Origin of the sequence: Kitasatospora sp. NPDC059462, from assembly GCF_042749955.1 — a bacterium.
GTDB lineage: Bacteria > Actinomycetota > Actinomycetes > Streptomycetales > Streptomycetaceae > Kitasatospora.
On record NZ_JBHYUU010000054.1, the window covers coordinates 1 to 13977 of the forward strand.

Sequence of the window (13977 nt, forward strand, 5' to 3'; positions counted from 1 at the left end):
GCCGCCGGGTCGGTGAGCGACGGCTGCGCGGACGGCGCCGGCACCCGGCTGAACGGCACACCGGGCGGCGCCTGGACCGGCGCCGGGCGCCCGGCGGCCAGCGGCCCGCGCCCCGCTCCGCCGCACGCCGCCGCGGCCTCCAGGCCGTCCGGGCTCTGCGTCACGGGCCGGTTGCCGCCGAAGCAGTTGGCCGGGTCGACGGAGGCGAGCACCAGATCGGCGCCGTTGCCGTCCACCTGGTTGCCCTCGACCCGGTTGCCGCTCGCCGGGTGGCCCGCCGGATCGGTGACGATCACCCCGGCCGCCCGGTTGCCCCGCACCAGGTTGCGCTCCACCCGGTTCTCCGTGCCGCCGCCGATCCCGATGCCGATGCCGAAGCCGCCGTCCGCCTGCTGCGGCGAGTCGGCGGCGTTGTTGTCGACGACCACGTTGCCCGCGATCACCGCGCCGTGCTGCGGGGCCAGCGCCTCCAGGTCGTTGGAGTTCACCGTGACGCCCACCCGGTTGCCCGCCGCGCGGTTGCCCAGGATCGACAGGTTGTCCGAGGCGTTGGTCAGCTCGATGCCGACCGCGTTGCGCTCCACCGTGTTGCCGCGCACCAGGGTGTCGCAGGGCTTGCACTGGCCGACGTAGATGCCGGAGTCGGCGTGCCCGGAGGCGTAGGACTCCTCGATCACCCCGGCGCGCGCGTCGAAGGCGTAGATGCCGTACAGGCCGTTGTTGTACGCCGTCACCCGGGTCGCCCGGAAGCCCTCCACCGGGGGGAAGCGCCGGGTGTCCAGCGGGTCGTACGCCGAGCCGCCCGCGCCGCGCTGCTGCAGCTTCTCGTCGGTCACCCCGGTGAACAGCACGCCGTTGGCCAGGTAGCCGTGCACGGTGAGGTTCTCCACCACCGTGCCGGGGCCGGTGGCGGTGATGCCGTTGGCCAGCTTCAGCCCGCCGTCGAACACCACCGCGGAGCGGTCCGTGCCGCGCAGCACCACGTTCCGCCCGGTGACGCGCACGCTCTCGCGGTAGGTGCCGGGGCCGATCAGCACCGTGTCGCCCTCGCGGGCGACGTCCACCGCCTTCTGGACGGTCGGGAAGTCCTCCGGTACGCGGACCACGCTCCCGGCCGGATGCCTGGCGTCCTCCGCGGCCGGGCCGGAGGAGGAGCACCCGGCGGCCGCCAGGGCGACCGCGACGACCAGCGAGGTCACAGCGGTCCTGCGGGGTGACTGACGATCAGGAAACGTGATTTGCATGGCACGTGTTTTATCGTCTCCAATAGGGCGCATGCCCACCGAACCGGAAAACGCGTCGCCTTCGGACCTTCCCGCCGCCCCCGGCGTCGGGCGCCGGCGGGCGCTGTTGGCGGCCGGGGCGGTACTCGCCGCCGGCGTCGGCGCGGCGGTCGGCGAACTGGTGGACCACGACCGCGCGCCGGTCCGCGCGGCCACCCCCGGCGCGCCGCCGCCCGCCGCGCCGATCCCCTTCCACGGCGCCCGGCAGTCCGGACTGACCGCACCTCAGCTGCCCGCCACCAGGCTGCTCGCCTTCGACCTCCCGCAGGCCACCGCCGCCGACGGCCGCGAGGCCCTGCGCACCCTGCTCACCGCCTGGACCCGCACCCTGGCCGCGGCGGTGGGACCGTCGCCCGACCCGCGCCTGCGGGCCGACGGCGCGGCGTCCCGGTTCACCTCGCTGGTCGGCCTCGGCCCCGGCCTGGCCGCCCGGCTCGCCCTCGCCGTCCCCGCCGGCTTCGCCGAACTGCCGCCGTTCCCCGGCGACCGCCTCGACCCGGCCCGCGGCGGCGGCGACCTGCTGCTCCAGCTGTCCGCCGCCGATCCCTGGACACTCGCGGTCGTCGCCGAACTCGCCACCACGGCCGCCCACGGCGCGGGCGCCGCGCCCCGCTGGGCGCAGTCCGGCTTCCTGCCCCCGACCGCGCCGGGCGTCACCCCCCGCAACCTGTTCGGCTTCAAGGACGGCACCGCCAACCCCGACGAGGACGCCGCCCGCCAGTGGGTCTGGGGCCCGCCCGGCCCGCACCAGGACGCCACCGTGCTCGTCTACCGGCGGATCCGGATGGACACCGCCGCCTTCGCCGCCCTCCCCGGGGAGCAGCAGGACCTCGCCATGGGCCGGCGCGCCGGCGACGGCGCCCCGCTGACCGGCACCGCCGAGCGCGACGAACCGGACCTCTACGCCAAGCACCCCGACGGCGCCTACGTCATCCCGGCCACCTCCCACGTCCGCCTCACCGGCCCCCGCCTCGACGGCGGCGCCCGGATGCTGCGCCGCGGCTACAGCTACGACGACGCGCCCGGCGACCGCGGCCTGCTGTTCTGCGCCTTCATGCGCGACCCGGGCCAGTTCACCCGCGTCCAGAACCGCCTCGCCGAGCGCGACGCGCTCAACCCCTTCCTCGAACACACCGCCTCCGCCGTCGTCTACGTCCTCCCCGGCGCCCCCGAGGGCGGCACCCTCGGCGGCCACCTCTGGGCGTGACCCCGGCCCGGCGGTGGCCGGCCGTCAGCCGGTGGCGGCCCGGCGCAGGCGCTTCTTGTCCGGCTTGCCGACGGGCGTCAGCGGGATCTCCTCGACCAGGTGGAGCACCTCGGGGGCGTAGATCCGGCCCTTGCGCGCGGTGACGAAGGCGCGGAGTTCGTCCAGCCGCGGCCGCTGCCCGGGGGCGGGGACGACGGCGACGTGGACGTGCTCCGCCTCCTGCTCGTCGCGGACCCCGAAGACCGCGCAGCGGGCGACGGCCGGGTGGGTGAGGAGCAGGTCCTCCACCTCGGAGGGGTAGACGTGCCCGCCGACCACGATGATCAGGTCCTTGACCCGGTCGGAGAGGTGGAGGTACCCGTCCTCGTCGAGGTGGCCGACGTCGCCGGTGTTCAGCCAGCCGTCGCGCAGCACCGCGGCGGTGAGGTCGGGCCGCTTCCAGTAGCCGGCCATGACGGTGTCGGAGCGCAGGTGGATCTCGCCCTCGGCGCCGGTCGGCAGGTCGGCGCCGTCGAGCGAACGGACCGCCACCTCGACGCCCGGCACCGGCCGTCCGACCGGGACCGGCCCGCCCGGGCCGAGCCGTTCGTGCTCCTGCGGGGTGAACACGGAGACCAGCTGGGCCTCCGACATCCCGTAGATGCCGGTCATGACCGGCCCGAACACCTTGAGCGCCTCCCGGATCCGGACCGGCGAGGCGGCGCTGCCCCCGTAGAGGATCTGCCGCAGGCTCGACAGATCGGTGCGGCCGACCGCCGGGTGGTCGAGCAGCTGGTGCAGCAGCGGGGGCAGCACCCAGAAGTCGGTGATGCGTTCGCGCTCGACGGCCTCCAGGACGGCGCCCGGGTCGAAGGAGCGCTGGAGGACCACCGTGCCGCCGCGCCGGAGGGCCAGGTCGGCGAGGATCCCGGCGAGGTGGGCGAGCGGGGTGGCGACGAGCAGCCGGGGCGGGGCGTCGGCGGAACCGCTGCCGATCGGGGCGTCGAAGACCCGCAGGTAGGGCCCGTGCAGGCTGAGGATGCCCTTCGGGATGCCGGTGGTGCCGCCGGTGTGGCGGATGCCGAGGTCGTCCCCGGGGTCGATCGGAACGCCCGGCGCCTCGGCGGGGCGGTGGGCGGAGGCGGCGATGACGTCCTCGCCGAGGGCCGTGCCGCCGGGGCCGGGGCCGGGTCCGGGGCCCAGGGTGAGGACGGTGGGCACGTCGAGCAGCGGGAGCAGCCGGGCGGCCTCGGCGTACCGTTCGGCGTCCACGAGCAGGACGGTGGTGTCGACGCTCGCCGTGATGTCGGCCAGGACCGGTGCGCTCATGCCGTCGTACAGGGTCACCACCCGGGCGCCCGCGAGACCGGCCGCGTACCGGGCGCCGAGGGCCTCGGGGGTGTTGCCGGTCAGCAGGGTCACGGTGGTGCCGCGCGCGGCGCCCCGGGCGATCAGCTCGTGGGCGAGGCGGTAGGTGGCGGCGGCGAACGCGCCGGCGGAGACCGCGGCGCCGTCGGCGGTGACCAGGGCCTGCCGGTCGGGTCCGGATGCGAGGGACCGGAGGATCAGCTCGGGGCCGCTGACGAACTCCGCGTCGCCCACGGCTACTTCTTCGTTGGCGTTGGCAACCATGGGCCCAGGCTAACCCCGCCCCCGCCGCCGTCCGGTGGGAACGGGGCGTGAACGTCTTTTCGCGGGCGCATCGGTGATGCCGCGTCAGCATCCGTGCGCCCCCCGGCCGCCCGTCGTTCGGTAGGCTCGCGGGCGGGACTGGAACGGTCCGGTCCGGACGGGAGTGATCCGTGGCGACCTACGTTCTGATCCATGGCGCGGCAGCCGACGCCTGGTGCTGGCGGCCGCTGGCGGCCGGGCTGCGCGGGCGCGGCCACCGGGTGGTCGCACCGGACCTGCCGTGCGAGGACGACACCGCCGGGCTCGCCGAGTACGCCGACGCGGTGGTGGCCGCGGTGGCGGCGAGCGGCGAGCGCCGGGGCCCGCTCGTGGTCGTCGCCCACTCCTTCGGCGGCTTCACCGGGCCGCTGGTGTGCGAGCGGCTGCCGGTGGACCTGCTGGTCATGCTCCAGGCCCAGGTGCCGGCCCCGGCGGAGTCCCCCGGCGCGTGGTGGGAGAACACCGGGTACTGGCCGGCCCGCCGTGCGGCCGACCTCGACCGGGGGGTGCCGCAGGGCGTGGAGGAGGACGAGCGCGTCCTGTTCCTGCACGACACCCCGGCCGCGTTGGCCGAGGAACTCCTCGCCGGCCACGAGCGGCGGCAGTCGGCGACCCCGTTCGGGGCGCCGTGGCCGCTGAAGGCCTGGCCGCAGGTGCCGACCAGGTTCCTGCTCGCCGCCGGGGACCGCTTCTTCCCGCCCGCCTTCCTGCGGCGCCACGTCGAGGAACGGCTCGGCTTCCGGCCGGACGAGATGCCGGGCGACCACCTCCCGATGCTCGGTCACCCGGAGGAGCTCGCCGAGCGGCTGGAGGCGTACCGGGCGGGGCTGTAGGGCACGCCCTGCCGACCGGGCCGGGCCGCGCCGGGTCCGCGACGCCGGGCACGCACACCCCCGGCCACCGGCCGGGCGGTGCCCCCGCCGCACGGACCCCGCCGCATCCACGCCGCCACGGCCTCGGCCGACCTGATGCACCGGACACGCCCCGGGGGGCGCCTTGTCGGGCGGCTGAGCCGGGCCCCGGCCGCGCCCCGGCCCCCGCCCGTGCCGGTCGGTGGCGCGGTGGGCGAGAATGGGGGTGACGGAGGCACAGGGCTGTGGGGGCGACGAGGTGGGCGGGGATTTCGGGGGTGCGGACGAGGCCGGCACCCGGGTGCACAACCGGCTGACGGACAGCACGGTGCACGGCGCCGTCGTCCAGGCCGGGCGCGCCGACATCGTCCTGCGGGCCACGGAGCCCGTCGAGCCGGCCGTCCCGGTGACCGTGGCGCCGCCGCTCGGCCTGCGCGACACGAGCCGCCCGCTGCGCGGCCGCGCCGACGCCCTGGCCCGGCTGGAGGCCGCCGCACCGGCCGGTGACCGGCTGCTGGTGCTGTGCGGGATGGGCGGCTGCGGCAAGACCACCCTCGCGCTGGAGCTCGCCGCCCGCCGCACCGAGGCCGGCTGCCGGGTGTGGTGGGTCGAGGCCCGCAACGGCCCGGCCCTGGAGGCCGCGCTGCGCGCCGTCGCCCGTCAGGCGGGCGCCGCCGCGGAGGAACTGGAGCGCGGGGACACCGCCGACGTCCTCTGGTCCCACCTGGACCGGCTGGACGCGCCCTGGCTGCTGGTCGTCGACAACGCCGACGACCCGGCCCTGCTCGACGGCCCGGGCGCACTGAACGCCGGCACCGGCTGGATCCGCCCCGCGACCGGAGCCGGCACCGTCCTGGTCACCACCCGCGAGAGCACCCCCGCCACCTGGGGGCCGGCGGCCCGGCTGCACCCCCTGCAACCGCTGACCGGCGAGCGCCTCGCCGCCGCCGCCCGCATCCTGCGCGACCACGCCCCGGACACCGCCGGCACCGAGGCCGAGGCGCACGCCCTCGCCGCCCGCCTCGGCGGCCTGCCGCTCGCCCTGCGCCTGGCCGGCACCTACCTCACCGAGGCGGGCCGGACCCCGGCCCCGTTCCGGGCCCCCGGCACCCCGACCACGTACGCCGACTACCGGCGGGCGTGGGAGGACGGCCCGCGGGGCCTGGACCCCGCGCACGTGCTGCCCCGGACCTGGGCGATGTCCCTCGACCTGCTCGACCAGCGCGGCCACGCCCACGCCCGGGGCCTGCTGGAGCTGATCGCCTCCTTCGCCGACGCGGACCTCCCGTACACCCTCCTGCTCACCCCCGACCGCCTCGCCGACGCCGGCCCGCTCGCCACCCTCGACGGGCCGGCCCTGTGGCAGCACCTCACCGCCCTCGCCGCCCTCGGCCTGATCGACCTCCCCGACCCCGCCCCCGACACGCTCCCCGTGCTGCGCATGCACCCCCTCGTCCGCGACGCCTCGCGCACGGCGGGGGCCGGGCGCACCGCGCTGCGCCTGCTGGTCGTGGCGGCCCTCGCGGAGGAGACCGGGGCGCCGGAGGACGCCGAGTTCGGGAGGGTCTGGCGGCTGCTCTCGCCGCACGTCCTGGACGGCTTCCACCGGGTCGACACCGGCTCCCTCGACGACGAGGACTTCCTGGAGATCACCGACGCGGTCGACCTGGCCGTGCGTCACCTCTGGGTGGGAGGCCTGCTCACCCAGGCCCGGGCGGAGTACGAGGCGGTTCTGGCCCTCGAACGCGAGCGGGTGGACGACACCCACCCCGACCTGCTCGTCACCCGGCGTCACTTCGCCCGGGTGCTGCGTGACCTGGGCGAGTTCGAGGCGGCCCGGGCGGAGCTGGAAGAGGTCCTCGCCATCGAGTGCGAGCGGGCCGGCGAGACGCATCCGGGCGCGCTGAACGCCCGTCACGACCTTGCCCTGGTGCTGGCCGCCACGGGGGAGTCGGAGGCGGCCAGGGCCGCGTTCGAGGCGGTCCTCGCCGCCCGCCGGGCGGCCTTCGGTGACGCCCACCCCTTCACCCTCGCCACCCGGCACGAGCTCGCCCAGATCCTCCATGACCAGGGGGAGTTGGCGGCGGCCCGGGCCGAGTTCGAGGCGATCCTCGCCGTCCGGGACGCGGCGTCCGGCCGCAACCACCCCGGGACGCTCGTCACCTGGCACCGCCTCGCCCTGGTGCTGCGTGACCTGGGCGAGGCAGAGGCGGCCCGGGCCGAGTTCGAGGCGATCCTCGCCGCCCGGCGCGGCGGCCTCGGCGAGGACGCTCCCGAGTCGCCCGCCGATTTCGCCAAGATCGCCCAACTCCTCTACGACCTGGGGGAGCTGGAGGAGGCGAGAGCCGCCTACGAGCTGGCTCTCGCGAACCGGAAGGAGCGGAGCGAGACGCACCCCGACACCCTCGTCATCCGGCACAACCTCGCCGTGGTGCGCCTCACCCTGGGGGAGTTGGAGGCGGCACTGGCCGAGCTGAAGGCGGTGGTCGCCCACGAACGCGAGCGGTGGGGCGACACCCACCTGGCCGGCCTCCCCGCCCGCCGTTCCCTCGCCCTGGCGCTCCTCGGCGCGGGGGAGCGTCAAGCGGCCAGGGCCGAGCTGGAGGCGATCCTCCGCATCCAGCACGAGCGGCTGGGCGAGGACCACCCCTACACCCGCGCCGCCCGCGAGGACCTCGCCGGGGCCCGGCACGTCCCGGAGGGAACGGCCTAGCGGGCTCCGCGCGTTGGGCGGGCATGGTGATGCTGACGAGTCTGCTCCTGATGACGGCGCTGGTGATCGTGCCCTTCACCCTCGCGGCCGCCCGGCACCTGGTGGTCCGTTCGGGCCGGCCGGGGTGGCTGGCCCGCCGCCTGGCCGCCCGGACCAGGCCCGGCGGGGCGGGCCTCGGTGCCACCGCGACGGAGGAACTGCACGCCTTCCTCAACGCCAACAAGCGCGTCCAGGTCGAGCAGCGGCGGACTCAACTGGTCCTGCGGGACGACGACCACGCCGGCGCCCCGCCCCGCGCCCGCTTCGACCTGGACCTCGGCATCGCCTACGTGGAGCAGCAGCGGTAGCGCCGCCGCCGTGCTCAGACGGCCAGCACCTCCACCGTGTGGACGGCGTTCCGGGCCCCGCCGGGCGGTTGGACGCGGCCGCGCGCGTCGGTGGCGCGGCAGCGGATGCGGTGCGGGCCGGGGCTCAGACGGCAGGGGAGGGCGAAGCGCTGCCAGACGGGGTGCGGGCCGCGCGGCTGGAGGGCGGCGGGCCGCCAGCCGCCGTCGTCGACGGCGACCTCCACCGAGACGACCGGCGTGAAGCTCCACGCCCGGCCCGTCACCTCGTGCGGCCCGGCCGGCACGCGTGCGCCGTCGCACGGGCCGAGGAGCTTGCTGTTGACGTCGACGTCCCGCACCGGCTGCGGGGCGCCGCCGCCCGGCGGGACGCGGGTGTAGAGGCGGGTGGTGAACAGGTGCTCGGGCCGGTGGTCGGCCAGCACCACGCGGGTCAGCCACTTGACCGAGTTGGTGGCGAACATCCGGGGCGCCACCGCGCGCACCGGGAAGCCGTGCCGGTGCGGCAGCGGTGCGCCGTTGACGGTGTCGGCCAGCAGCACCTCCTCCCGGGCCCGCTCCAGCGGGAGGTCCTTCAGATAGGCCAACCCGCGCTCTCCCGCGAACGCGCCCCGGTCGGCGCCCTCGAACCAGACGTGCCGGGCCCGCGGACGCGGGGCCGCCAGGGCCAGGACGTGGTGGAGCGCGACGCCGGACCACTCCAGGTTGGCCACGGCGCGGGTCGGGACGTCGGGGCGCGACGGGCTGCCGAAGCACTCGTGGACGGCGGTCAGGCGGGTCCGCGGCAGCCCGCGCAGCGCCGAGAGGTCCAGCCAGAGCGGTCGCTCCACCAGGCCTTCGACGGTCAACGTCCAGGCGGAGGCGTCGAGTTCGGGGGGCGGAGCGAGGTGGCTCCGGACGAAGAGGTGCTCGACGGGGGTGAGGAAGGCGTCGGGCGTGCTCGGATCGGCGGGCGTTGCCTGCACACGGGCTCCGTACGTCGTCGGGCGGCCCGGGAGGACCGGGGTGGACTACAGGAAGGATTCCGGCCCCGAACGATCCGTGTCCACCCACCCGCCCCGGCGGCTTCCCGGACACCGCGTGACGACCGTCAGGACGGCAGGACGCCGAGCTGGCGGAGCTGGCTGAGGAGGTCGACGACGCCCCAGGTCTCGGCGATCCGGCCGTCGGCGAAGCGGAAGACGAAGATCTCGTCGTACCTGACCGCGCGCCCGGTCGGCGGACGGCCCAGGTACTCGCCGAGGTTGGTGCCGGTGACGGTGTTGCGGCTGACCACCTTGTCCCCCTGCGCGATCACGTCCTCCACCGTGACGCGCAGGTCCGGGAAGGCCCGCAGGAGCGTGGTGAACACCTGCTTCAGCGCCTGCACCCCCGTGGTGTCGAGCGGCAGCGGCGTGCGGACCAGCAGGTCCGGTGCGGCGACCTCGTCGATCGTCGCCGCGACCAGCTCCGGATCACCGGAGCCGACGGCGTCGTGCAGCCGGCGCAGCGTCGCCACATGGGCGGTGGTGGTGGACGTGGACACGGGGTCCTCCTCCTGTCGGAAAAACGGAAAGCCGTACGGAGGACGGATGCCGGGCGCGATCTGTGACACGGCCCCGCCGCGCCTGGAGTAGGGCCCGGGGCCGGGGGGTACTGCTCAAGCGACAGCGGGGACACGGAACGTGACCGACGGCACCGCCGGTCCCCGCGCGTCCCGTACGACTCTCCCGCCGTGCACCGAGAGGACGAACATGGCCGAGATCGGGATCATCGTCGGCGGCGAGCAGCCCGGCCGGCGTGCGGCGCTGGCACGGTCGGCCGCGGTCACCGCGGACGCGTTCCGGGCCGTGGGCCACACGGTCCGGGTGGTCGAGGCCGGTGATCCCCGCACCGTCGACGGGCTCCGGGGCGTGGACGTCGCCTTCCTCGGCCTGGCCGACGACTACGCGGAGCACGGGACGCTGCAGGGGGTGCTGGACGCCCTGGGCATCCCGTACACCGGCTCCGGGGTCACCGCGAGCGTCCGGTCGATGCACAAGCCCAGTGCCAAGGAGCGCGTGGCGGCGGCCGGGGTCGACGTCCTGGCGCAGGTCCGGGGGACGGAGCTGGACGGGGCCGGGCCGGACGGCGCCCGGCGGGCGGCGGACCGCGTCGGCCTGCCGGCCATCGTCAAGCCCGAAGCGGAGGGGTGCTCGGCCGGCATCTCCGTGGCGCGCACCCACGAGGAGCTGGCCGACACCCTCGCCCGGCACCGGGCGGTGGGCCGCCGGGTCTTCGTCGAGCCGTTCGTCGTCGGAAGGTCCGTCACCGTGGGGGTGCTCCAGGACGCCGACGGCACGTGCGCCGCCCTGCCGGTGCTGGAGATCGATTCGGGGCGGGAGTTCTTCGACCACGACGCCAAGCACGCGCTCGGCGTCGCCCGCCGCTGCCCGGCCGACGTCCCGGCCGGCGCGGCCGACCGGATGGCACGGGCGGCCGTGACGGCCCATCGCGCCCTGGGCTGCCGCGGGTACTCCCGCAGCGACTTCGTCCTGGCGCCGGACGGGCGGGCGTACTGGCTCGAAGTCAACGCGCTGCCCGCGCTGTTGGAGACGGCGAGCTTCGCCACCGCGGCGGGCGCCGCCGGTGTGGCCTACGGCGAGCTGATGCTGAGGGTGCTGTCCACGGCCGCCCACCCGTCGGCCTACGGGCCGGGGCCGTCGTCGAACGCGCCGAGCCTGGAAGCCGCGCCGTGACGCGCCCGTCGCGTGCTACGGCGCTCCGCCGCCCGCGACCAGCGTGCCGAGGGCCGTGCGCCGGTGGGTGACCGAGCGGCCGGTGCGGGCCGTCGTCGCCAGTCCGGCCGCCCTGAGCGCCGCGGCGTGGGCGGAGGCCGTCGCGTTGCTGACGCGCAGGGCGCGGGCCAGGCCCGTCGTGGTCCGGGGCTCGGCGAGCAGGCGCAGGGCGTCCAGCCGGGTGCGGCCCAGGACGGCGGCCAGGGCCTCGGAGGGGTCCTCCGGGCGCCCGGCGGCGGGGGGCAGCCCGGGACCGGCGGGGTAGGTGAGGACGGCGGGACGGTCCGGCGCGTCCTGGAGCAGGGGGCCCGCCGGGTGGTGGAAGGTCGGCAGCAGCACCAGGCCGCGCCCGCCCAGGACGACGTCCCGGGCCGGTCCTGCGCCGGGCCACTCCCACACGCCCCCGTGCAGCCGGCTGCCGGGGGCCAGGCCGGTCAGCGCGGCGGCCGGGCCGTGCTCGGCGACGGCCAGGGCGTAGCGGGCGAACTCCTCGCGGTGCAGGTCCTGGACGACGGACCAGACCGGGGCGAGGACCGCCCCGAACGCGGCCTGCTGGGCACGGCGCAGGGTGCGCCAGGCCGCCCCGTCGCCCTCGTGCAGGCCGTGGATCCAGCGGGGCGCGGTCAACGGCCCGTGGACGCGCTCCAGTTCGGCGCGCACGAGCCCGGGGGCGGTGGCGCGGATCCGCTCGAAGCCGTCCGCCAGGGTGTCGCCGAGCACGTCCAGGAAGGACGGCGGGCGGCCCCCGGGAACCAGGTCGGCGAGCGGGCCGGCGGCGGCCGGGAGGGAACGCAGGACCCGGCCGCGCCACGGGGCGAACAGCGGCCCGCCGCGCGGATCCACCGCCGTCGCCAGGGCGGCGTGCAACTCCTGGAGCGGCGCCGGGCGGGGGGCGAAGCGGAGCCGGGCGAAGTCCGCCGCGGTGAAGTGGACGCGCAGCACTCCCACGGCTCCCACGATCCCCCGTCCCGCGCCGGCCTTTCGGCCAGGGCCTGAACCTTCGCGCCGGGACGGTCCCGTCCCGAGGATGGCCGCATGACATCCCGACGCACTCTTCTGAAGGCCACTCTAGGCGGCACCGCCGCCGCCCTGCTGCCCACCGCCGCCGCGGCCGCCGCGACCGCCGGCGGCGGGCCGGTGCTGCGGCTGCCCGCGCCCGGCGGCCCGCACCCCGTGGGCCTGCGGACGGTCGCGCTGACGGACCCCGCCCGCACCGACCCGTGGGTGGGCGGCCCGCGCGAGGTGATGCTGACCGTCCTGTACCCGGCCCGCTCGGTGCGCGGCCTCCCGCGGGCCCCGCAGCTCACCCCGGCCGAGGCCCGGGAGTTCGCCGGCTACGCGCCGCTCGTCCACCCGGGGCTGCCGGGGCCGGGGGCGGTGGACTGGGGATCGGTCCTCACCCACGGGTACCCGGCCGCGCCGCCGCTGCCCGGGCGCCGGCCGGTGCTGGTGTACTCGCCGGGCGGCGGCGACTCCCGCACGCTCGGCACGAGCCTCGCCGAGGACCTCGCGAGCCACGGCCGGGTCGTCGTCCTCGTCGACCACCCCGGTGACGCCTCCCAGGTGGAACTGCCGAGCGGCCTGCGGACGACCGTGCTGACCGGCCCCCCGGATCCGGCGACCTTCCGCACGATGACGGACACCCGGATCGCGGACCTGCGGCTGGTCCTGGACCGGCTCGGCACCCTGCCGCTCGCCCCGGTCATGGACCTCGGCCGGATCGGCCTGTACGGGCACTCCGCGGGCGGCACGGCGGTGGTCCACGCGGCCCGCGGCGACCACCGGGTCGGCGCGGTGGCGAACCTGGAGGGCTACCTCGACCTGGACCCGGCACCGGCCGGAGCCGACCGTCCGCTGCTGCTGTTCCGCAGCGAGCTCTTCGAGGGCGCCGCCCGGATCGAGGCCTCCTGGGCGGGCCTCCCCGGCCGGCGGGCGCTGCTCGCCGACGCGAACCACTGGGCGTTCACCGACTACGGCCCGCTCGTCGCGGGACTGCGGGCCGCCGGCCTGGTCACGGCGGCGACCCGCGACGCCCTCGTGGGGACCGGTGACCCGAGGGCGGCACTCGCCCGGGTCCGGCGCGGCGTGGGGGCCTTCTTCGCCCGTCATCTGGCGTAGCGGAAGCGCGGTGCGGCCGACCGGGGCTGGGCTCGCCCCCGGCGCCTCGCGGCCCGGGCCTGCGGCCAGCGCCGGGTTACCCCTGGTACGTGGCGACGAGGCTGTAGGGCTGGGATGTCGTTCTGCGCCCCGGGAGCGGTGCCGCCCTGGTGCCTCGCCGTCTGGGCTTGCGGCCTCGGGTCACGTGACTGCGCGGTGACGCGCCTGGGGGTGCCGTTCTGTTCTCTGCGAGCGGGACCGTCCCGGTGTCTCGCCGCCGGGGCGTGCGGTCAGCGCCGCGTCACCCCAGGCCACGTGACGGGGCGGCCGTGCGTCTGGGGGCGCTGTTCTGTGCCTCGGGGGGCGGTGCCGCCTCGGTGCCTCGCGCGGCCTCGGATCACGTGACTGTGCGGCGACCGCAGGGGGTGCCGTTCTGTTCCCTGCGAGCGGGACCGTCCTGGTGTCTCGCCGCCGGGGCGTGCGGCCAGTGCGTCAGCACCCCGGGCCACGTGACGGGGCGGCCGTGCGTCTGGGGACGCTGTTCTGTGCCTCAGGGGGCGGTGTCGCCTCGGTGCCTCGCGGCCTGGGTCTGCGGCCACTGTGTCGTGGCCTCGGGCCACGTGACTGCGCGGCGACGCGCTTGGGGGTACCGGCTGCGCCTCGGCGGGCGGGGCTGTCTCGCCGTCCGGGCCGGCGGGCACCGTGTCGTCGGGTCGAGGCCCGTGGCGACGTGGCCGTGTGCCCGGGCGTGCCGTTCTGGGGAGTTTTGCCGCGAGCAGTGTCGCCTCGCCGCCTGGGCCTGCGGCTACCGTGTCGTGGCCTCGGGGCACGTGGCGGCGCGGCACTGGGGAGTTCGCCGGAAGCCGGGCCGCCCCGCCGCCCCGGCTCCCGAGCGCGGTCGCGACCGGCGCCCCGGCCCCGGCCCCCGCCCCGCAGGTGGCCTCGGGAGGGACCGCCACGGGCGGCCTGCGGACATCAGTAGCCGCCGCGCCCCGGCCGGGCCCGCGCCGCCCCCTCGAACGGAGCCGGTGCAGGGCGGCCGGACCGGCGGCGGGTGCTCGGCGGCGAGGCCGCCC

General features: G+C 77.0%; 11 protein-coding genes. 6 read left to right on the plus strand and 5 right to left on the minus strand.

Annotated elements, in window-relative coordinates; translation table 11 throughout:
* Positions 1-1199, minus strand: a 1199-nt coding sequence (locus tag ACFXAM_RS16400) for a nitrous oxide reductase family maturation protein NosD (RefSeq protein WP_380291674.1), incomplete at its 3' end; no start/stop codon positions are given.
* 76 nt (positions 1200-1275) lie between these two features.
* Between ACFXAM_RS16400 and ACFXAM_RS16405 the strand changes: the two genes are divergently transcribed.
* Positions 1276-2490 (plus strand): Dyp-type peroxidase, encoded by a 1215-nt coding sequence (locus tag ACFXAM_RS16405; RefSeq protein ID WP_380291676.1) that lies wholly within the window; start codon positions 1276-1278, stop codon positions 2488-2490.
* Between the two features lie 24 nt (positions 2491-2514).
* On the opposite strand, the gene ACFXAM_RS16410 is transcribed toward ACFXAM_RS16405, so the two are convergent.
* Positions 2515-4101: an AMP-binding protein gene (locus ACFXAM_RS16410; protein ID WP_380291678.1), complete on the minus strand. Its 1587-nt coding sequence runs from the start codon at positions 4099-4101 to the stop codon at positions 2515-2517.
* A gap of 170 nt (positions 4102-4271) precedes the next feature.
* Here ACFXAM_RS16410 and ACFXAM_RS16415 point away from each other — a divergent pair, with 170 nt between their 5' ends.
* The 3 genes from ACFXAM_RS16415 (at position 4272) to ACFXAM_RS16425 (ending at position 8051) form a co-directional block, all read left to right on the plus strand.
* Entirely contained in the window at positions 4272-4973 is a 702-nt protein-coding gene (locus ACFXAM_RS16415) for an alpha/beta fold hydrolase (protein WP_380291680.1), read from the plus strand.
* A gap of 244 nt (positions 4974-5217) precedes the next feature.
* Complete coding sequence (locus tag ACFXAM_RS16420; protein ID WP_380291682.1) at positions 5218-7704, plus strand: tetratricopeptide repeat protein; 2487 nt, start codon at positions 5218-5220, stop codon at positions 7702-7704.
* 29 nt (positions 7705-7733) lie between these two features.
* Positions 7734-8051 (plus strand): DUF6191 domain-containing protein, encoded by a 318-nt coding sequence (locus ACFXAM_RS16425; protein WP_380291684.1) that lies wholly within the window; start codon positions 7734-7736, stop codon positions 8049-8051.
* A gap of 14 nt (positions 8052-8065) precedes the next feature.
* Here the strand turns inward: ACFXAM_RS16425 and ACFXAM_RS16430 are convergent, their stop codons facing one another.
* A complete protein-coding gene (locus tag ACFXAM_RS16430) occupies positions 8066-9013 on the minus strand; it encodes a molybdopterin-dependent oxidoreductase (protein WP_380291686.1) in 948 nt (315 codons plus the stop codon).
* Between the two features lie 125 nt (positions 9014-9138).
* Positions 9139-9573: an ester cyclase gene (locus tag ACFXAM_RS16435; protein WP_380291688.1), complete on the minus strand. Its 435-nt coding sequence runs from the start codon at positions 9571-9573 to the stop codon at positions 9139-9141.
* A 208-nt stretch (positions 9574-9781) separates the two neighbouring features.
* Between ACFXAM_RS16435 and ACFXAM_RS16440 the strand changes: the two genes are divergently transcribed.
* Entirely contained in the window at positions 9782-10765 is a 984-nt protein-coding gene (locus ACFXAM_RS16440; protein ID WP_380291690.1) for a hypothetical protein, read from the plus strand.
* A 15-nt stretch (positions 10766-10780) separates the two neighbouring features.
* Here the strand turns inward: ACFXAM_RS16440 and ACFXAM_RS16445 are convergent, their stop codons facing one another.
* Positions 10781-11746: an ArsR family transcriptional regulator gene (locus ACFXAM_RS16445; protein WP_380291746.1), complete on the minus strand. Its 966-nt coding sequence runs from the start codon at positions 11744-11746 to the stop codon at positions 10781-10783.
* Between the two features lie 93 nt (positions 11747-11839).
* Here ACFXAM_RS16445 and ACFXAM_RS16450 point away from each other — a divergent pair, with 93 nt between their 5' ends.
* Complete coding sequence (locus tag ACFXAM_RS16450; protein WP_380291692.1) at positions 11840-12922, plus strand: alpha/beta hydrolase family protein; 1083 nt, start codon at positions 11840-11842, stop codon at positions 12920-12922.
* The last annotated feature ends 1055 nt before the right edge of the window (positions 12923-13977 follow it).

Excerpts from the sequence above, each read along its gene's own strand:
- ACFXAM_RS16405 (WP_380291676.1), top strand. The coding sequence starts at position 1,276 with ATGCCCACCGAACCGGAAAACGCGTCGCCTTCGGACCTTCCCGCCGCC.
- ACFXAM_RS16410 (WP_380291678.1), bottom strand. The coding sequence starts at position 4,101 with ATGGTTGCCAACGCCAACGAAGAAGTAGCCGTGGGCGACGCGGAGTTC.
- ACFXAM_RS16425 (WP_380291684.1), top strand. The coding sequence starts at position 7,734 with ATGCTGACGAGTCTGCTCCTGATGACGGCGCTGGTGATCGTGCCCTTC.
- ACFXAM_RS16440 (WP_380291690.1), top strand. The coding sequence starts at position 9,782 with ATGGCCGAGATCGGGATCATCGTCGGCGGCGAGCAGCCCGGCCGGCGT.
- ACFXAM_RS16450 (WP_380291692.1), top strand. The coding sequence starts at position 11,840 with ATGACATCCCGACGCACTCTTCTGAAGGCCACTCTAGGCGGCACCGCC.